We start from the raw sequence: 14,672 nt of genomic DNA on the forward strand, positions 1-14,672 counted from the left end.
GGACCACAAAGTGGAAACACCGTTGTTACAAGGCTCGGGCCTGCACAAGGCCTTCGGCCCCGATCAGGCGCTGGCCGGGGCCGGGCTGACGCTCGAAGCCGGCGAGATCGTCGCGATCATGGGCCCGTCGGGCTCGGGGAAATCGACCCTGCTGCACTGCCTCTCCGGCATCGTGCGGCCCGATCGGGGACAGGTGCTGTTCCGCGGCCGCGACCTCGCGACCACGCCCGACGCCGAACGCAGTGCCCTGCGGCGGACCGAATTCGGCTTCGTCTTCCAGTTCGGGCAGCTCGTGCCGGAACTGAGCTGCCTGGAGAACGTCGCGCTGCCACTGCGGTTGGGCGGTATGAAACGCCGCCCCGCCGAGCGGCTCGCGCGGACCTGGCTCGACCGGCTGGAGGTCGGCGACTCGGCCGAGAGCACCCCCGGCCGGGTCTCGGGCGGACAGAGCCAGCGGGTCGCCATGGCCAGGGCGCTGATCACCGAACCTGCGGTGGTCTTCGCCGACGAACCGACAGGCGCGCTGGACACGCTCAGCGGCGAACTCGTCATGCGCCTGCTTTCGGAGACGGCGAAGCAGACGAACGCCGCCGTCGTCCTGGTCACCCACGAACCGCGGGTGGCCGCCTACTCCGACCGGGAGGTCATCGTGAGAGACGGCAGGACACGGGAACCGGTGGTGACCCGGTGACCGGACGCGAAGACCTGCTGCTGGGGTTCCGGCTGGCCGTCGGGGGCGGCCGGGGCTCGATCGTCAGGCTCGTCCTGAGCGCCTTCGGTATCGGGCTCGCGGTGGCGATCCTGCTGGCCGGCGCTTCCGCGGGCACCATCAAGGAGAACCGGGACGAACGCACGTTCGCCGCCTCCGTCAAGAGCGAACCGATCCCCGGCGTCGCCCCGCTCGCCTACCGTGCGGCGACGACCGACTTCCGCGGTCAGGCGATCTCGCTCGTCCACCTGCGGCCCACCGGGCCGAACTCGCCGATCCCGCCGGGCGTGGACCGGCTGCCCGCGCCGGGCGAGGTCTTCCTTTCGCCGAAACTGGACGAACTCGTCGCGTCCGACACCAGTGGCCTGCTGGCGCCACGGCTGCCCGGCAAGCAGGTCGGGGTGATCGCGCCGGGGACCATGGTCAACCCGAACGACTTGCTGGCCTACGTCGGCACGGACACGTTGCGGTCCGGGCCGATGGTTTACGGCTTCGGCGCCGAACGCGGCTACGACCCCATGCTCGAACAGGGAGTCCTGGCGCTGCTGCTGATCGGGCTCTTCGTCCTGCTCACACCGGTCTTCATCTTCATCGGAACCCTCTCCCGGCTCGGCGGCGCCGCCCGTGACCGGCGGCTCGCCGCGGTGCGGCTGGCGGGCTCGTCGGTCCGGCAGCTGCGCCGGATCACCGCGGCGGAATCGCTCGTGAGCGCCGTGGCCGGACTCGTCGTCGGCGCCGCGTTGTTCCTGCTGGTGCGCGGTGCGGTGCCGGACCTCCAGGTGTTCCGCTTCGGGCTCTACCCGGAGGACCTCGCGCCGCCGTGGCCGCTGGTGGTGCTGATCGTGCTGCTCGTCCCCGCCCTGACCGTGGCGACGACGTGGTTCGCCCAGCGGCACACGATCGTCGAACCGCTCGGCGTCGTCCGCGAGTCCGCGCCGCCGAAGCGGCGGCTGTGGTGGCGGCTGCTGCCGGTCGTCGCCGGAATCGCCTTGGTGCTCCCGGACTTCGGCGTGGCGAGTGAACTCGGCCGCTGGGCCCTGATCGCCGGGGCGGTCCTGCTGATGCTCGGGATCCCGGCGCTGCTGCCGTGGCTGCTGGACCGCGTCGTGTCCCGGATCAAGGGCGGGTCACCGTCGTTCCAGCTCGCGATCCGGCGTCTGCAGAGCGACAGCGGAACCCCGTCGCGGGTGGTCGCGGGCCTCTGCGTGGTGCTCGCCGGGGCGATCGGGTTGCAGAGCCTGATGGCGGGACAGGCGGCGCTGGGCGCCTACCAGGACACGACGGACGGCCGGACCATCGTCAACGCGGAGGGCCCGGTGGCGGACAAGGCGGTGGCAGCGGTGCGCGCGGTGCCGGGCGCGGCCGATTTCCAGTCCATGCGCTCGCTGTTCGTCACCATGGACGGCGCGCTCTCCTCGTTCGCCGTCGCCGACTGCCTCACGATCGAAGCGTCGACAGGAATGTCGGGATGCCAGGACGGCGACGTGTTCGCCGAGATCCCGTCGTTCCACAAAGGACAGTCGTTGACACTCACCGACCTCGACAAGAAGGAACAGCCCTGGACCGTTCCGGTGACGCCGCGACCGCTCGGCTCGAAGCCGGCGGGCCTCGCTCAATACCAGGGGGTGCGCGTGTTCGCGACGCCGTCCGCGGTGGCGGGCGTCGATCTGACGGCCGCCTCGGTCATGATGAGCCTGCGTGACGGGGCCGCGAATCCGGACTTCGTCGAACTGGTGCGGAACTCGGTCGCCTCGCTCGGCTGGGAAGCCACCGTGGCCTCGTACAACAAGAACCGGATCAGCGACGAGGCCAGGATGTTCGGGGACGCGCGGAACATCCTGCTCGGCGGCGCGCTGTTCGTCCTGCTGCTGGCCGGGGTGAGCCTGCTCGTGCTCGCGCAGGAACAGGTCCGCGAACGGCGGCGGGCCCTCGGCGCGCTGTCCGCCACCGGGGTCCCGGTCCGCGTGATCCTCCGCTCCCTGGTGTGGCAGAACGGGATTCCGCTGCTGCTGGGGATCGTGATCGCGACGGCGACCGGGATCGGCATCGCCGCGGTGGGCAAGCGGCTGTTCTGGAGATCGCTGTACATCGACTGGGCCGCGGTCGGCGTGCTCGCCGCGGCGGCGATCGTGATGGTGCTGCTGGTGACGGCGTCGACGCTGCCGTCCGTCCGCTCGGCGGCGAAGGCGGAAAGCCTGCGCACCGAGTGAGCCGTTCCGTGGAGGCCTCTGCTTCAGGGGCCTCCACGGGCTCACAGCACGGCGCTGACGTCGCGAGCGGCGGCGCGGAGCCCGTCGTGCGCCGCTCGCGTCGACCGCGGGTCGAGAGCGTTGGCGGCCAGGCGGAAAAGGACCGCGCGCAGCAGAAGCTGGGGCCATTCGGGCAGATGTGCCCAGCGGTCGAGGAGATCGATGGTGGCGCCGCCCCAGGCCAGCGCGTCGACCGCGACGATCGCGGCGCCCCATTCGCCCGGCCGGTAGTACGGCACGAAATCGACGATGCCGGGAGCCGCGTCGCCGTCGAACAGCACACCGGCGAGCAGTTCCCCGTGGACGACCTGGTCCGGCAGTTTGACGGGTCTTCGGGAGCCGGCCAGCACCTCGAACCAGCGGCCGCCCTTGTTCTCGTCGAGGGGCAGGTCCGTCTCGCCCCAGGCGAGTTTGTCGGCCAAGGCCTCGAGATCGGTGCGCCGTCCCAGGAAGTCCGGCCGCGGCAGCCCCGCCGTCGCCCGGTGCAGTTTGACCGCCGCGTGGACGACCTCGTCGTAGCGGTGCTCGGCGGTACCGGAGACGAACCGGTTCGCCGACCAGCCGCCGACCACCCAGCGGCCGTCGCTGGACCGGACCGGCTTCGCGACCCGCAGTCCCGGCTCGTCGATGGCCTCCAGCGCCCGGGCCGTCCACAAGGTCCGCGATTTGTCCTCTACCGGCTTGAGCACGAGATCGGCGTAACGCCAGGCGGTGGTGCCGGGCATCGGCTCCGCGTCACCGGTACGTCCGCCGAACGCCGAACAGACGTGATCCGGAGGGCTCTCAAGGGTGGCACGCACGGCTGGGCACGTTACCCCGTCTTCCGCGCCACGAACGAGAAGACGCGCTGGTCATTGAGTAGCGATACTCAAGACACGATCACTCCTGACCTGCCATTCTTCCGCCGTGACCCCCCGAACGGCGCAGCGCCGCCTCACCGACGGGCCGCTCGTCGCCCTCGCGCTCGGCACCTTGTGGCTGCTCGGAACGCTGGGCTCGGTCACCGTGGGCCTGCTGCTCCCGCTCGCCGCGTTCCTGCACGTTCCCTGGGTCGCGCTGCCGGTCCCGCTCGTGTCGATCGGAGTGGTGTATCTCGTCGGCTACCTGGCTTTCCCGGATCGCGCGAAGCCGTGGCCTCGGCTGGCCTGGGCCGTCGCGGTCGGGACTTTCGGCGTCTTCGGCGCGATTTTCGTGCTGGAAGTGGCGAAAGCGTTCGACCCCTGGTTCGCCTTGCCGTTCCTCGGAGTACCGGTGGCGCTCGCCGCCGGGCTGTTCGCACCCGGTAACTGGGTGCGGGCAGGCGCGGGGGTGCTGTTGATCGCGCTGATCGCGGGCGGGATCGCCCTTCCCTCGGCCCTTCCCGAAGACACCGCCGCCCGGCGGCTGGCCGGGGTCGGAGTCCCGCGCGAGCGCACGCTCGCGGCCGACTTCGGTCCTCAACGGCTCCCGACGAAGGCGACCGAGGACTCCGGATCGCTGATCGTCGAGTACGCGCCTCAGCTGTGGATCTCGCCTGTCTGGACCTTCGTGACCGACGCCGTCGAAAGCTGCGAGACACCCGTGAAGACCGACTGGCGTCTTCTGGGCGCGACGTGCGCTTCGGTCGGCGACGGCGAGTTCATCCGGCAGAACGCGGACAGGATCGAGTTCGTCCAGCGGCGCGGAGCGCTTTCGGTGCACGTCGCGGGAAACCACAACTGGAAGCCCGACGAGCTGCGTGAACTGGCCGGGAAGACCCATCCGCTGACCGATGCCGAGATCATCGCGTCCATGCCGAAAGCTCCCAGCGGGAGCCGGACGGACGTTCTCGCCGGGTTCGCGAAGTTCGTGCGCGCGATCTTCACGGGCAGGTCGCTCGGCTACTGACGGCTCTGGGGAGCAAGGGACCTTTGCTAGCGTTCGTTAGCACACTAACTAACGACAGCAAAGGTCCCTTGCTCTCTTCCCACTGGTCAGAGCGGCGATACCTCAGTAAGTCGGCAGGCTCTGGTCGATCTGCCGCGCCCAGGCCAGCACGCCGCCACCGAGGTGGGTCGCGTCCTTGAACCCGGCCTGGTGCAGCGCCGCGAGGGCCTCGGCCGAACGTGCGCCCGACTTGCAGTGCAGCACGATCGGCTTGTCCTGCGGCAGTTCCGCCAGCGCCTCGCCCGAGAGGATCCGGTCCTTCGGGATCAGCGTCGCACCCTTGATGTTGACGATCTCGTACTCGTGCGGCTCGCGGACGTCGATGAGGGCGAAGTTGTCGCCGTTGTCGAACTTGGCCTTGAGTTCGGCCGGAGTGATCGTGCTGCCCGCGGCGGCCGAAGCGGCTTCGTCGGACACGACACCACAGAAGGCTTCGTAGTCGATGAGCCCGGTGATCTTCGGGGTCTCCGGATCCTTGCGGATCTTGACCTCGCGGTACTTCATCTCCAGCGCGTCGTAGCTGACGAGCCTGCCCAGCAGCGGCTCACCGATGCCGGTGATCAGCTTGATCGCCTCGTTGACCATGATCGACCCGATCGACGCGCACAGCACGCCGAGCACGCCACCCTCGGCGCACGACGGGACCATGCCGGGCGGCGGCGGCTCGGGGTAGAGGTCGCGGTAGTTGAGGCCCTTGCCGTTCGGCGCGTCCTCCCAGAACACGCTCGCCTGCCCCTCGAACCGGTAAATCGAGCCCCACACGTAGGGCTTGCCGGTGAGCACGGCGGCGTCGTTGACCAGGTAGCGGGTCGCGAAGTTGTCGGTGCCGTCGAGGATCAGGTCGTACTGCTCGAACAGTTCCAGCGCGTTCGACGATTCGAGCCGATCGGTGTGCAGGTGCACCTTCACGAAGGGGTTGATCTCGGCGATCGTCTCCTGCGCCGACGCGGCCTTGAGCTTGCCGATGTCGGACTGGCCGTGGATGACCTGGCGGTGCAGGTTCGATTCGTCGACCTCGTCGAAGTCGACGATGCCGAGCGTGCCGACCCCGGCCGCGGCCAGGTACAGCAGCGCGGGGCTGCCGAGGCCACCGGCGCCGATGACCAGCACCTTGGCGTTCTTCAACCGCTTCTGCCCGGTCACCCCGACGTCCGGGATGATCAGGTGACGGCTGTACCGGGCCACCTCTTCCTTGGTGAGCTCGGCGGCCGGCTCGACGAGCGGCGGCAGCGTGCCTGACATCGGGTCCTCCATCTCGCGTGGATCGCGGGTCGCATCCCAGTATCTACAACACGAGAGGGCGGAAACGACTTCCCCTGTTTCAAATCCTGGGATATTCCAGCAGCTGAGACGGCGGAGACTAAGGTGTCTGATTCGGCCAGGAGCCCGGCTTGCAGACCTTGCCGTCGGCGGGCACCCTGCCCCGGTCGCCACCCGGCAGGTCGTTCAGCTGCGCGACGAAGTCGTTGGAGACGCCGAACGTCTGCTGCATCATGACCGGCGCGATCGCGCCGTTCTCCTTGCAGCCCACGTGCTTTCCGCCCAGGGCGTGACCGACCTCGTGGTTGATGGCGTACTGGCGATACCCGACCATGTCGCTCTCGAAGGCCATCGCTCCGCGCACCCAGCGGGCGAGGTTGATCACCACGCGCTTGTCAAAGCTCGAGCGATAGCACGACGTCTCGTAGGTGATCTGGAACATGCAGACGTCCGCGCGGTGCGTCGTGTTCGGTGTGGTGAGACTCACCCGGAAGGTCGGGTTCGGGAAACTCGCGTCCACGCGCTGGAGCGCCTTCTTCCCGTCCCACGTCCAGCTCTTGGGATTGGACAGGGTGCCCTGCACCATGGTGGCGAAGCTGTCGTCACCGCCGTAGCTGACCGGATCGATGCCGTCCTCGACCTCGACCGTGTAGGTGTACAGCTGCCCCGTCCCCACCTTCTCACCCTTGCCGGGCACCACGTGATAGGTGCCCTGGCCGGACTCGGTGAAGGGTTCACCCTTGGGCAGGTCGGCGGTCGGGATCTTGAGGTCGACCGGCTTGGCCGGGTTCTCCGGGAGGACGTCGCCGCCACCGTCGACACCCGCGCCCGGCTCGCCGCCGTTGCCGGCGGAACCGTCGGCCGAAGTGACGCTCGCCCCGTCGGAGGCGATCGGCTCGGCCGGGCCGGTGGCGGTGTTGAACACGACCAGCGCGGTGATCACCACGAGGATCGGCAGCGCGTACACGCGCCAGCCGTAGGTCTTGGCGAAGTGGCCGATGCCGCCCTTGCTCTTGCGTTCGGCGGCCTTGGACTTCGCGGCGCCGGACTCGTGCGGCTTCCAGGACGCGCTGAGCGGCTGGGCGCTGGTCCGGCGGCTGCCCGGGCGGTAACGGTCTTCGTCGAGCCGCTGTGACGGCGGCGGCGTCGGCCGGTACTGACCGGTTCGAGGGACATCCGAGGTCCGGGACTGAGCGCGCGGCGGACGGCGGGCGGATGCGGAGTACTGAGACCGCCGACCCTCGCCCTGCGCGCCTTGCTTGACCCGATCCACGCGCACCAGAGTGCCATAACCGAACTGTGATGTTGTGAGCGACCGGCGCTACGCCCGGCGTGTCCTACCCACCCGAATGGGCTACCAGGCGCCCGATTCGACCGATTCCCACATCGCTAAAACGGCCTTCGCTACGACATTCGGGCGTTCCATCTGCGCCACGTGGCCGGTTCGGGGCAGAACGAGCAACCGGGCGTGCGGAATCAGCCGAGCGGTCCGTTCGGCGCGCCGGACGGAGATCACCCGGTCGTGCTGCCCCCACACGACGAGCGTCGGCGTGGCGACGGTCGGCGCGACGGCCCACAGCGAAGCGGGTCCGCGCGCGGACCACGTCCGGAAGATGCCGAACGTGCTCCGGGCCAGTGCAGGGGTCGCCCAGGCGAAGCCGGCCCGGGCGCTGTGCTCCTGCTCCAGTTCGTCCAGTCTGCTTTCGGCGAAGCGGGACGGGTCGGCGAAGCACAGCTTGATGACCTGCATGGCGCGTTCCCGCGGGCCGAGCGCGGCCAGCTGACGACGCACCCGCGGGCCGATCAGCGGCAGGTACGCGAACGCCATCCGCGGGTCGGACAGCCGCTTCATGCTGGGACGGAGATCCGGCATCGCGGGCGAGATCAGCGTCAGCGTCTTCACCAGCTCCGGACGGCGGGCCGCGACGAGCAGCGCGACCGCGCCGCCCATCGAGTTGCCGAGCAGGTGCACGGGCCCGGTTTCGAGGCTCTCGATGTGGTTCGCGACGACCTCGGCGTGCGCGTCGAGGCTGAAGTCGAAGTCGTCCGGCGGCTCCGAGTAGCCGAAACCCGGCAAATCGACCGACGTGCCGCTCGCTTCGGGCGCCAGGAGGGCGGCGAGGTCGGTCCAGTTCGTGGACGAACCGCCGAGCCCGTGGACGTAGACCGCCGTCCCGGCGCCGCCCGGAGTCCGGCGGATGTGCAATTTCACCCCGCCGACACCTATTGTTTCCCCGGGCCACGGCGGCGGCGCGGGGTCCAGCGACGGCAATGACCTGCGCGACAGCGGCACGTGGGTCAGCGGCGGGCGACCCCGGGCGGCACGGGAAACTGAAGAAGGCACAGCGTCAAGGATGCCCGACCCTTGGCGGTCCGGCCGTACCGGCGAGTAATCTTGAGCTCACTTCACGCGGCGGTGACCCCGCCCCGCGGAGCCCGCTCGACTGCGCTGATGTGTCAAGGCTGACGCGTTCTCGGCGGAGACGAGTGCCTCGAACTGGAGGAACAATGACAGAAATGGCGCGACTGCAGGCCCGAGGCGTCCGCCTGCCCAGAACGGAACGCCGCGCCCAGCTGCTGGCCGCCGCGCAGCGCGTGTTCGCCGCGAACGGCTACCACGCCGCCGCGATGGACGAGATCGCCGAAGAGGCAGGCGTCAGCAAACCGGTCCTCTACCAGCACTTCCCCGGCAAGCTCGACCTCTACATCGCGCTGCTGGAGAGCCACGTCGACGAACTGGTACGGCGGGTCACGGAGGCGCTCGACTCCACGACGGACAACAAGCAGCGCGTCCCGGCGACTGTCGGCGCGTTCTTCGACTTCGTCAACAACGACGCCGGCGCGTTCCGCATGGTCTTCGAGTCCGACCTGCGCGGCGAGCCCGCCGTGCAGGAGGCGGTGGACCGGGCGACGTCGGCCAGCGTCGACGCGATCACCGAGACCATCACCGCGGACGCGGGCCTCGACGAGGACAAGGCGCGGCTGCTCGCCGTCGGCCTCGTGGGCCTCTCGCAGGTCAGCGCGCGGTTCTGGCTGGCGCACCACAAGTCGATGAGTCGCGAAGAGGCCGTCGCGCTCACCGCCAACCTCGCCTGGCGAGGCATCGGCGGTGGCTTCCCGCTCCAGCACTGACCGCGTTTCGTCCTCTGAATGCGGTCCTTGCGCGTGCAACTACCGCATTCAGAGGACGAATTGCGTCGGGTTACTGGGGTAGCAACTTCTTGATCCGGTCCGCGGCGGCCTGGGCGTCGGCGACGACCTTCGCGGTGTCGATGCCGACAACGCGTCCGTCACGCTTGAGTGCGCGGCCGTCGACGAAGACCCACGAGACGTTCGCGGGCTGGGTGTTGAAGACCAGCTGATTCACCCAGTCGACCTTCGGCGCGAAGTTGACCGCCTGGGCGTCGACCAGCTGGAGGTCCGCCCGCTTGCCCGGCGTCAGCGACCCGATCTCCTTGTCCATCCCGAGCGCTTCCGCGCCGCCGAGGGTCGCCATGCGCAGGACGTCCGTCGTGGTCGGGTAGACCGCCGGATCCGTCGCGATCGCCCGCTGCAGACCGACGGCCGCGCGCATCACGTTGAACATGTCGCTCGTGTCGTTGGTACCGCCGTCGAGCCCGAGCCCGACCTTCATGGCCCGCTTCTTCATCTCCGGCAGCCGGATCACACCCGACGCGAGCCGCATGTTCGACAACGGGTTGTGCGCCACGCTGACGCCCGCGGCCGCGAGTTCGTCGAGGTCGGCGTCGGTGGCCTGGATGACGTGGTTCGCCACCAGCCCGGGGTGCAGCGCGTTCGCCCGCCGGAGCGCGTCCATCTGCCCCGCGGTCAGATCCGCCTTCGATTCGAGAAGGTGCACGTTGAGCGAGACACCGAGTTCGCGCGCGAGCTTCTCCGAAGCCTCGACGCTCGGGAAGTTCCCGGTGGACGGATGCGTGCCGATCTGCAGGCGCGCCAACGGGTTCGGGTCGATGACCTCACGCTTCACCCGGCGGATCTCGTTCTGCAGCGCGGGATCGGTGGTTCCGTTGTAGGAGTAGAGGAAACGCAGTTTCGACTCGCCGAGCGCGCGGAGGCCGCCCTTGGCGAAATCGGTGTTGAACGCGTGCGACCAGTCGGTGACCGTCGTGATGCCGGTCGAGACGACGTCGGCGGCCGCGAGCTTCGTTCCCGCGTACGCGTCCGCGTCGGTCACCGGCGCGCGGTACAGCGGGATGACGCATTTGCCGAGCCAGCCGAGGAGTTCCTTGTCGGCCGCGCAGCCGCGGATGAGCGACTGCCACAGGTGGTTGTGCAGGTCGACGAAGCCGGGCAAGACGATCTTGCCATGACCGTCGACGACTTTCGCCGAACCCGCGTCTAGGTCCTTGCCGACCTGCTTGATCTTGGTGCCTTCCAGCAGGACGTCGGCGTCGGCGAGGGCGCCTAGCGGTCCTTCGCCGAGGCTCGGGTCCATGGTGAGCACCATCGAGGCGTCACGGATGACGACGCGGCCGGTGCCGGCGAATTCCGCGTCGCTCCCGGCTTCGGTCGTACCGCCGCCGAGACCGCCGAGCAGGGCGGCGCCGAGCCCGACGGCGAGGGTGAGGCTGAAGACGGACAGGACGGATCTGCGCTGTTTCATCGTTCCAACTCCCCAGTCGAAAGCAGCGTTGCAAGATCACGCTAGCGCCTCCGGGGAGAGCAGGGGACCTTTGCTCTCGCTTTGGACCATCCAGCGGCACCGCGCCTGCCCCGTTCTCGGCTATGAATCGAGCGACGCGTCACCGGACCCGCGAGGAGTAGCCCATGCCCCACATCGCGCCCGACGAGAACCTGCCCGGCATCACCGCCTTGTTCGCCTACCGGCCCGAGACGGCGGCGCCGCTCGGGCAACTCGCCGAAGTCCTGCTGCGCGGTCCGAGCAGCCTCAGCGTGGGCGAACGCGAGCTGATCGGCGCGGTCGTCTCGCGCGGCAACGACTGCACGTTCTGCTCACGCAGTCACGCCGCCGTCGCCGCCGAAGCGCTCGAAGGCGGCCTGCCGGTCGTCGAAGCGGCCTGGAAGGACGTCGACGGCGCACCCGTTTCGGCGAAGGTGAAGGCGCTCTTGCACGTCGCGCTCGCTGTCCGCGAAGGCGGGAAGTCCGTGAGCGAAGAGCTGATCGCCGCTGCCCGCGACGAGGGCGCGACCGATGTCGAAATCCACGACACGGTCCTGATCGCGGCCGCGTTCTGCATGTTCAACCGCTACGTCGACGGGCTGGCGACCATCGCGCCGGACGACCAGGACGCCTACAAGGCGACGGGCGTCCGGCTCCTCGAAAACGGCTACACCCGCCTTTGAACGGAGCAAGGGACCTTTGCTCACGTTAGTTAGCGTGCTAACGAACGGGAGCAAAGGTCCCTTGCTCACGTTCGTTAGCACTAACGAACGGGAGCAAAGGTCCCTTGCTCCCTCTTCAGACCCTCGCGGCGCGGCGGACGAGGGCGGCAATGCGGTCTGAAACCTCCTGGGCCCGCTCCTGCGGAAGCATGTGCCCGGCGCCCGGGTACCGCACGAATTCGGCCTCCGGCAACGCGTCGGCGATGACCTTGGCGTGCGGCGTCGGGCAGAGCCGGTCCCGCTCCCCCGACAACACGGCCACCGGTTTCCCTTGCAACGCGCTCAAGGTGACCCGGCAGTCGTGCCGCGAGATCGCGTCCTGGAATCCGGCGACACTCGCCGGATGGGCGCACAGCAGCTGTTCGGCGACCGAGTCCACATCGGCCCGCCGAGGACGCCGCCCGAAGACGAGCAGCCGCGCGCCGGGGCGCACCACGGACAGCGGCAACGGCAAGGCGTCCCGGCGGTTCTTCGCGAGCAGCTTCGCGAGCCTCCGTTCGAACCTCGCCGCGCCGCTGCCCGCGATCCCCGGCAAGCCGAGGGTGATCCGGTCCATCTCACCGGAAGAGGTGGCGACGAACGCGACCCCTGCGACGCGCCGGGCCACGAGGTCGGGATGCCTGCGGGACAGCTCCATGATCGTCATGCCGCCCATGGAGTGCCCCGCGAGCACGAGCGGCCCGTTCGGGACACGGTCCTGGATCAGCTCGGCGAGGTCGTCGGCGAGGGTCGCGATCGTCGCCGTCCCCGGTTTCGCCGGCGCGGAACCACCGTGACCGCGCAGGTCGTAGCGCAGGATCCGGACGGAATCGCCGAGCCGCGACGTCACGCCGTCCCAAGTCCGGTGGTCCTGGGTCCAGCCGTGCACGAGGACCAGCGTGAGTTCGGAGTCGGCGGGGCCGCTCATCTCGACGTGCAGGGCGGTGCCGTCGCCGGTCACGAAGCGGTGCTCGCGGGACGGATCCCAGGAGACGGTGCCGCGCTGCTTGACGCTCCTCATCGCTTCCCCGGCAGCAGGAAGGACTTGCGCCAGAAGTACATGCCCGGCTTGCCGACCAGACCGGATTCCTGCAGGAACGGCATGATCTTCTCGCCTGCCCACTGGATGCTTTCGCGCCAGTTCGGGTTGTTGAGCGCGGCTTCGACGCCGTCACGCGGCCGGATCCCGACGGCCTTGTAGACGCGCGGGTTGATGAACGCCCGGGTCACGAAGTACGAGATCAGCGCGATGATGAACTGCTGATAGACGATTTCCTTCTTCGTCAGCTTCGCCATCCCGCGAGTGACCTCTTCGCGGGCGAAGGTGACGTGCCGGGCTTCTTCGAGCACGTGGATCCGGTTGACCATGCGGACCAGCGGCTGGATGTCCGGGTCGTTCATCTGCTCACGCTGAAGCCGGTCGAGGACCTCTTCAGCGACCAGGATCGCGCCGTAACGCGCGGGGCCGTAGCTGATCGACGGCATCAGTTTCGCCAGCCGCCGCAGCCACGGGACCGGCCCGTAGGACGGGCAGCCGATCCGCGACGCCATCCGCGCGAACATCGTCGAGTGACGGCATTCGTCCGCGATCTCGGTCAGCGCGTACTGGGCGTGCGAGCTGGTCGGGTCTTCGTCGTAGACCTCCTTGAGCAGCATCTGCATCAGGAGGATTTCGAACCACAGCCCCGTCGTGGCGACGCTCGCGACCTCGTGCTTGCCGAGTTCGATGCGCTGCTCTTCGGACAGCGAGTCCCACAGCTTCGTGCCGTAGAGCGAGGAACGGTGTGCCGGGATGTAGCGCTTCCCGTCCACGAGCGGAGCGTTCCAGTCGATGTCGACGTCGGGGTCGTAGAACTTGTTGGCGGAGGACTTGAGCAGCCGCTCGGCTGTCTTCTCCCGATCTGTTTCCTTCAGCGCCCGCGTCATTGCCGACACACCCCTATCTGTAACTCGCGGTAACAGTTACCTCTGGTAGCATGACTTGGGTGATCGAACGTGTCAAGCGCAACAGCAAGCAGTCGAGCAAGCACCCCACCGCGGGTGAGGCCGACACGGGTGACGCCCGCCGCGACCGCTGGCGCAAGCACCGGATCGCGCGCCGCGCGGAGTTCGTCGAAGCCGCCCTTCGCGCGCTCGACACACACGGCCCGGACCTCGGCATGGAAGACGTCGCCGCCGAAGCGGGCGTCACGAAACCCGTGCTGTACAGGCACTTCGACGACAAGGCGGATCTGTACGTCGCGCTCGGGCAGCGCGGCACGGAGATCCTCTTCCAGCGGCTGATCCCGGCGATCAACTCCGAACTGGCCCCGGTCCCCCGGATCCGGATGGCGCTCGACGCGTTCTTCAGCGTCATCGAGGAGCACCCGAACCTCTACCGCCTGCTCGCGCGCGGCGGCCTGCAGGAGAAGGTGCTCGTCAAGTCCGACGTCGTCGCCGAGGACAAGGAACTGATCGCCACCGCGCTGACCGCGCTGCTCGGCGACTACATGCGGATGTTCAACATGGACTCCGGCGCCGCCGAGCCGTGGGCGCACGGCATCGTCGGCATGGTGCAGAGCACCGGCGAATGGTGGCTGGAACGGCGCTCGATGGGCCGCGACAGCGTCGTCGAATACCTGACGCAGATCATCTGGGCCGCGATCGACGGCCTCTCCCGGCAGCAGGGCATCGTCATCGACCCGAACCTGCCACTCGAAGAGAACAAGGTCGTCCAGATGCGGAAGGCCCAGGAAACCCAGGCGGAGGGGCAATGAGCGAGCACGACGAAGACGGCTACGCCGGCGAAGCGGTCCTCGTGATCGACGGGACCGAGATCGCGGCCACGGTCGACCTGCGGGGCTACTTCCAGCCCATCGACGGGTATTACCGCTGGTACGGCCGCGTGGCCACCAACGAGCAGGTGTCCGCGGCCGCCGGCGGCAAGAAGACAGCCGTCGAGATCCGCGCGGGCGAGTACAGCGCGAAGGGCGAACTCTCCGACCCTGACCCGTGGGACCGCTACCGCATCATGGGCACCAGCACGCCGCCCTTCCACGTGCCGACCAGCCTGGAAGAGCTGAACGAGCTCAACGCCTGACCTCCGCTTCGCTACCTCAAGTCCGTGAAGGCCCCCTTCCCTCGGCTGAGCCGAGGGGGCGGATTCCAGGGGTGGTTGCAACACGGGTGATCACTTGGTTTGGGTGAGGAGTGTAGTGAGGCGCTCG

General features: G+C 68.8%; 14 protein-coding genes. 7 read left to right on the forward strand and 7 right to left on the reverse strand.

What is annotated here, in order from left to right:
• Positions 1-10 precede the first annotated feature (10 nt).
• Together IE302_RS39990 and IE302_RS39995 are read left to right on the forward strand one after the other, a co-directional pair.
• On the forward strand, positions 11-691 hold the full coding sequence (locus tag IE302_RS39990; protein ID WP_191259663.1) for an ABC transporter ATP-binding protein: 681 nt from the start codon (positions 11-13) through the stop codon (positions 689-691).
• Positions 688-2,919 carry an FtsX-like permease family protein gene (locus tag IE302_RS39995; protein ID WP_191259664.1) on the forward strand — a complete coding sequence of 744 codons (2,232 nt, stop codon included), beginning with the start codon at positions 688-690 and terminating at the stop codon, positions 2,917-2,919. The genes IE302_RS39990 and IE302_RS39995 overlap by 4 nt, the downstream gene beginning before the upstream one ends.
• Before the next feature lie 41 nt (positions 2,920-2,960).
• Here the strand turns inward: IE302_RS39995 and IE302_RS40000 are convergent, their stop codons facing one another.
• The gene (locus IE302_RS40000; protein ID WP_191259665.1) at positions 2,961-3,758 is read right to left on the reverse strand and encodes a TIGR02569 family protein; all 798 of its coding nucleotides are present in this window, start codon (positions 3,756-3,758) and stop codon (positions 2,961-2,963) included.
• Positions 3,759-3,864: 106 nt separating this feature from the next.
• Between IE302_RS40000 and IE302_RS40005 the strand changes: the two genes are divergently transcribed.
• Positions 3,865-4,824 (forward strand): hypothetical protein, encoded by a 960-nt coding sequence (locus IE302_RS40005; RefSeq protein WP_191259666.1) that lies wholly within the window; start codon positions 3,865-3,867, stop codon positions 4,822-4,824.
• A 102-nt stretch (positions 4,825-4,926) separates the two neighbouring features.
• On the opposite strand, the gene moeZ is transcribed toward IE302_RS40005, so the two are convergent.
• The 3 genes from moeZ to IE302_RS40020 form a co-directional block, all read right to left on the reverse strand.
• The gene (gene moeZ, locus IE302_RS40010; protein ID WP_093933776.1) at positions 4,927-6,105 is read right to left on the reverse strand and encodes an adenylyltransferase/sulfurtransferase MoeZ; all 1,179 of its coding nucleotides are present in this window, start codon (positions 6,103-6,105) and stop codon (positions 4,927-4,929) included.
• A 118-nt stretch (positions 6,106-6,223) separates the two neighbouring features.
• Positions 6,224-7,396, reverse strand: a complete 1,173-nt coding sequence (locus IE302_RS40015) for a DUF3152 domain-containing protein (RefSeq protein WP_191259667.1) — start codon at positions 7,394-7,396, stop codon at positions 6,224-6,226.
• 81 nt (positions 7,397-7,477) lie between these two features.
• Entirely contained in the window at positions 7,478-8,335 is an 858-nt protein-coding gene (locus tag IE302_RS40020; protein WP_191259668.1) for an alpha/beta fold hydrolase, read from the reverse strand.
• A 296-nt stretch (positions 8,336-8,631) separates the two neighbouring features.
• Here IE302_RS40020 and IE302_RS40025 point away from each other — a divergent pair, with 296 nt between their 5' ends.
• On the forward strand, positions 8,632-9,255 hold the full coding sequence (locus IE302_RS40025; RefSeq protein WP_026467377.1) for a TetR/AcrR family transcriptional regulator: 624 nt from the start codon (positions 8,632-8,634) through the stop codon (positions 9,253-9,255).
• A 70-nt stretch (positions 9,256-9,325) separates the two neighbouring features.
• On the opposite strand, the gene IE302_RS40030 is transcribed toward IE302_RS40025, so the two are convergent.
• Positions 9,326-10,747: an amidohydrolase family protein gene (locus tag IE302_RS40030; RefSeq protein ID WP_191259669.1), complete on the reverse strand. Its 1,422-nt coding sequence runs from the start codon at positions 10,745-10,747 to the stop codon at positions 9,326-9,328.
• Positions 10,748-10,911: 164 nt separating this feature from the next.
• Here IE302_RS40030 and IE302_RS40035 point away from each other — a divergent pair, with 164 nt between their 5' ends.
• On the forward strand, positions 10,912-11,448 hold the full coding sequence (locus tag IE302_RS40035; protein WP_191259670.1) for a carboxymuconolactone decarboxylase family protein: 537 nt from the start codon (positions 10,912-10,914) through the stop codon (positions 11,446-11,448).
• 115 nt (positions 11,449-11,563) lie between these two features.
• Here the strand turns inward: IE302_RS40035 and IE302_RS40040 are convergent, their stop codons facing one another.
• Positions 11,564-12,487, reverse strand: a complete 924-nt coding sequence (locus IE302_RS40040; RefSeq protein WP_191259671.1) for an alpha/beta fold hydrolase — start codon at positions 12,485-12,487, stop codon at positions 11,564-11,566.
• Positions 12,484-13,392 (reverse strand): AurF N-oxygenase family protein, encoded by a 909-nt coding sequence (locus IE302_RS40045; RefSeq protein WP_005167614.1) that lies wholly within the window; start codon positions 13,390-13,392, stop codon positions 12,484-12,486. The genes IE302_RS40040 and IE302_RS40045 overlap by 4 nt, the downstream gene beginning before the upstream one ends.
• Positions 13,393-13,442: 50 nt before the next feature.
• Here IE302_RS40045 and IE302_RS40050 point away from each other — a divergent pair, with 50 nt between their 5' ends.
• Positions 13,443-14,222, forward strand: coding sequence for a TetR/AcrR family transcriptional regulator (locus IE302_RS40050; RefSeq protein WP_191259672.1), 780 nt, complete (start codon positions 13,443-13,445; stop codon positions 14,220-14,222).
• A complete protein-coding gene (locus IE302_RS40055) occupies positions 14,219-14,545 on the forward strand; it encodes a DUF4873 domain-containing protein (protein WP_005167612.1) in 327 nt (108 codons plus the stop codon). Before IE302_RS40050 ends, IE302_RS40055 begins: the two co-directional genes overlap by 4 nt.
• The last annotated feature ends 127 nt before the right edge of the window (positions 14,546-14,672 follow it).

The organism is Amycolatopsis oliviviridis (genome assembly GCF_014654365.1).
In the GTDB taxonomy this organism is placed as follows: Bacteria; Actinomycetota; Actinomycetes; order Mycobacteriales; family Pseudonocardiaceae; genus Amycolatopsis; species Amycolatopsis oliviviridis.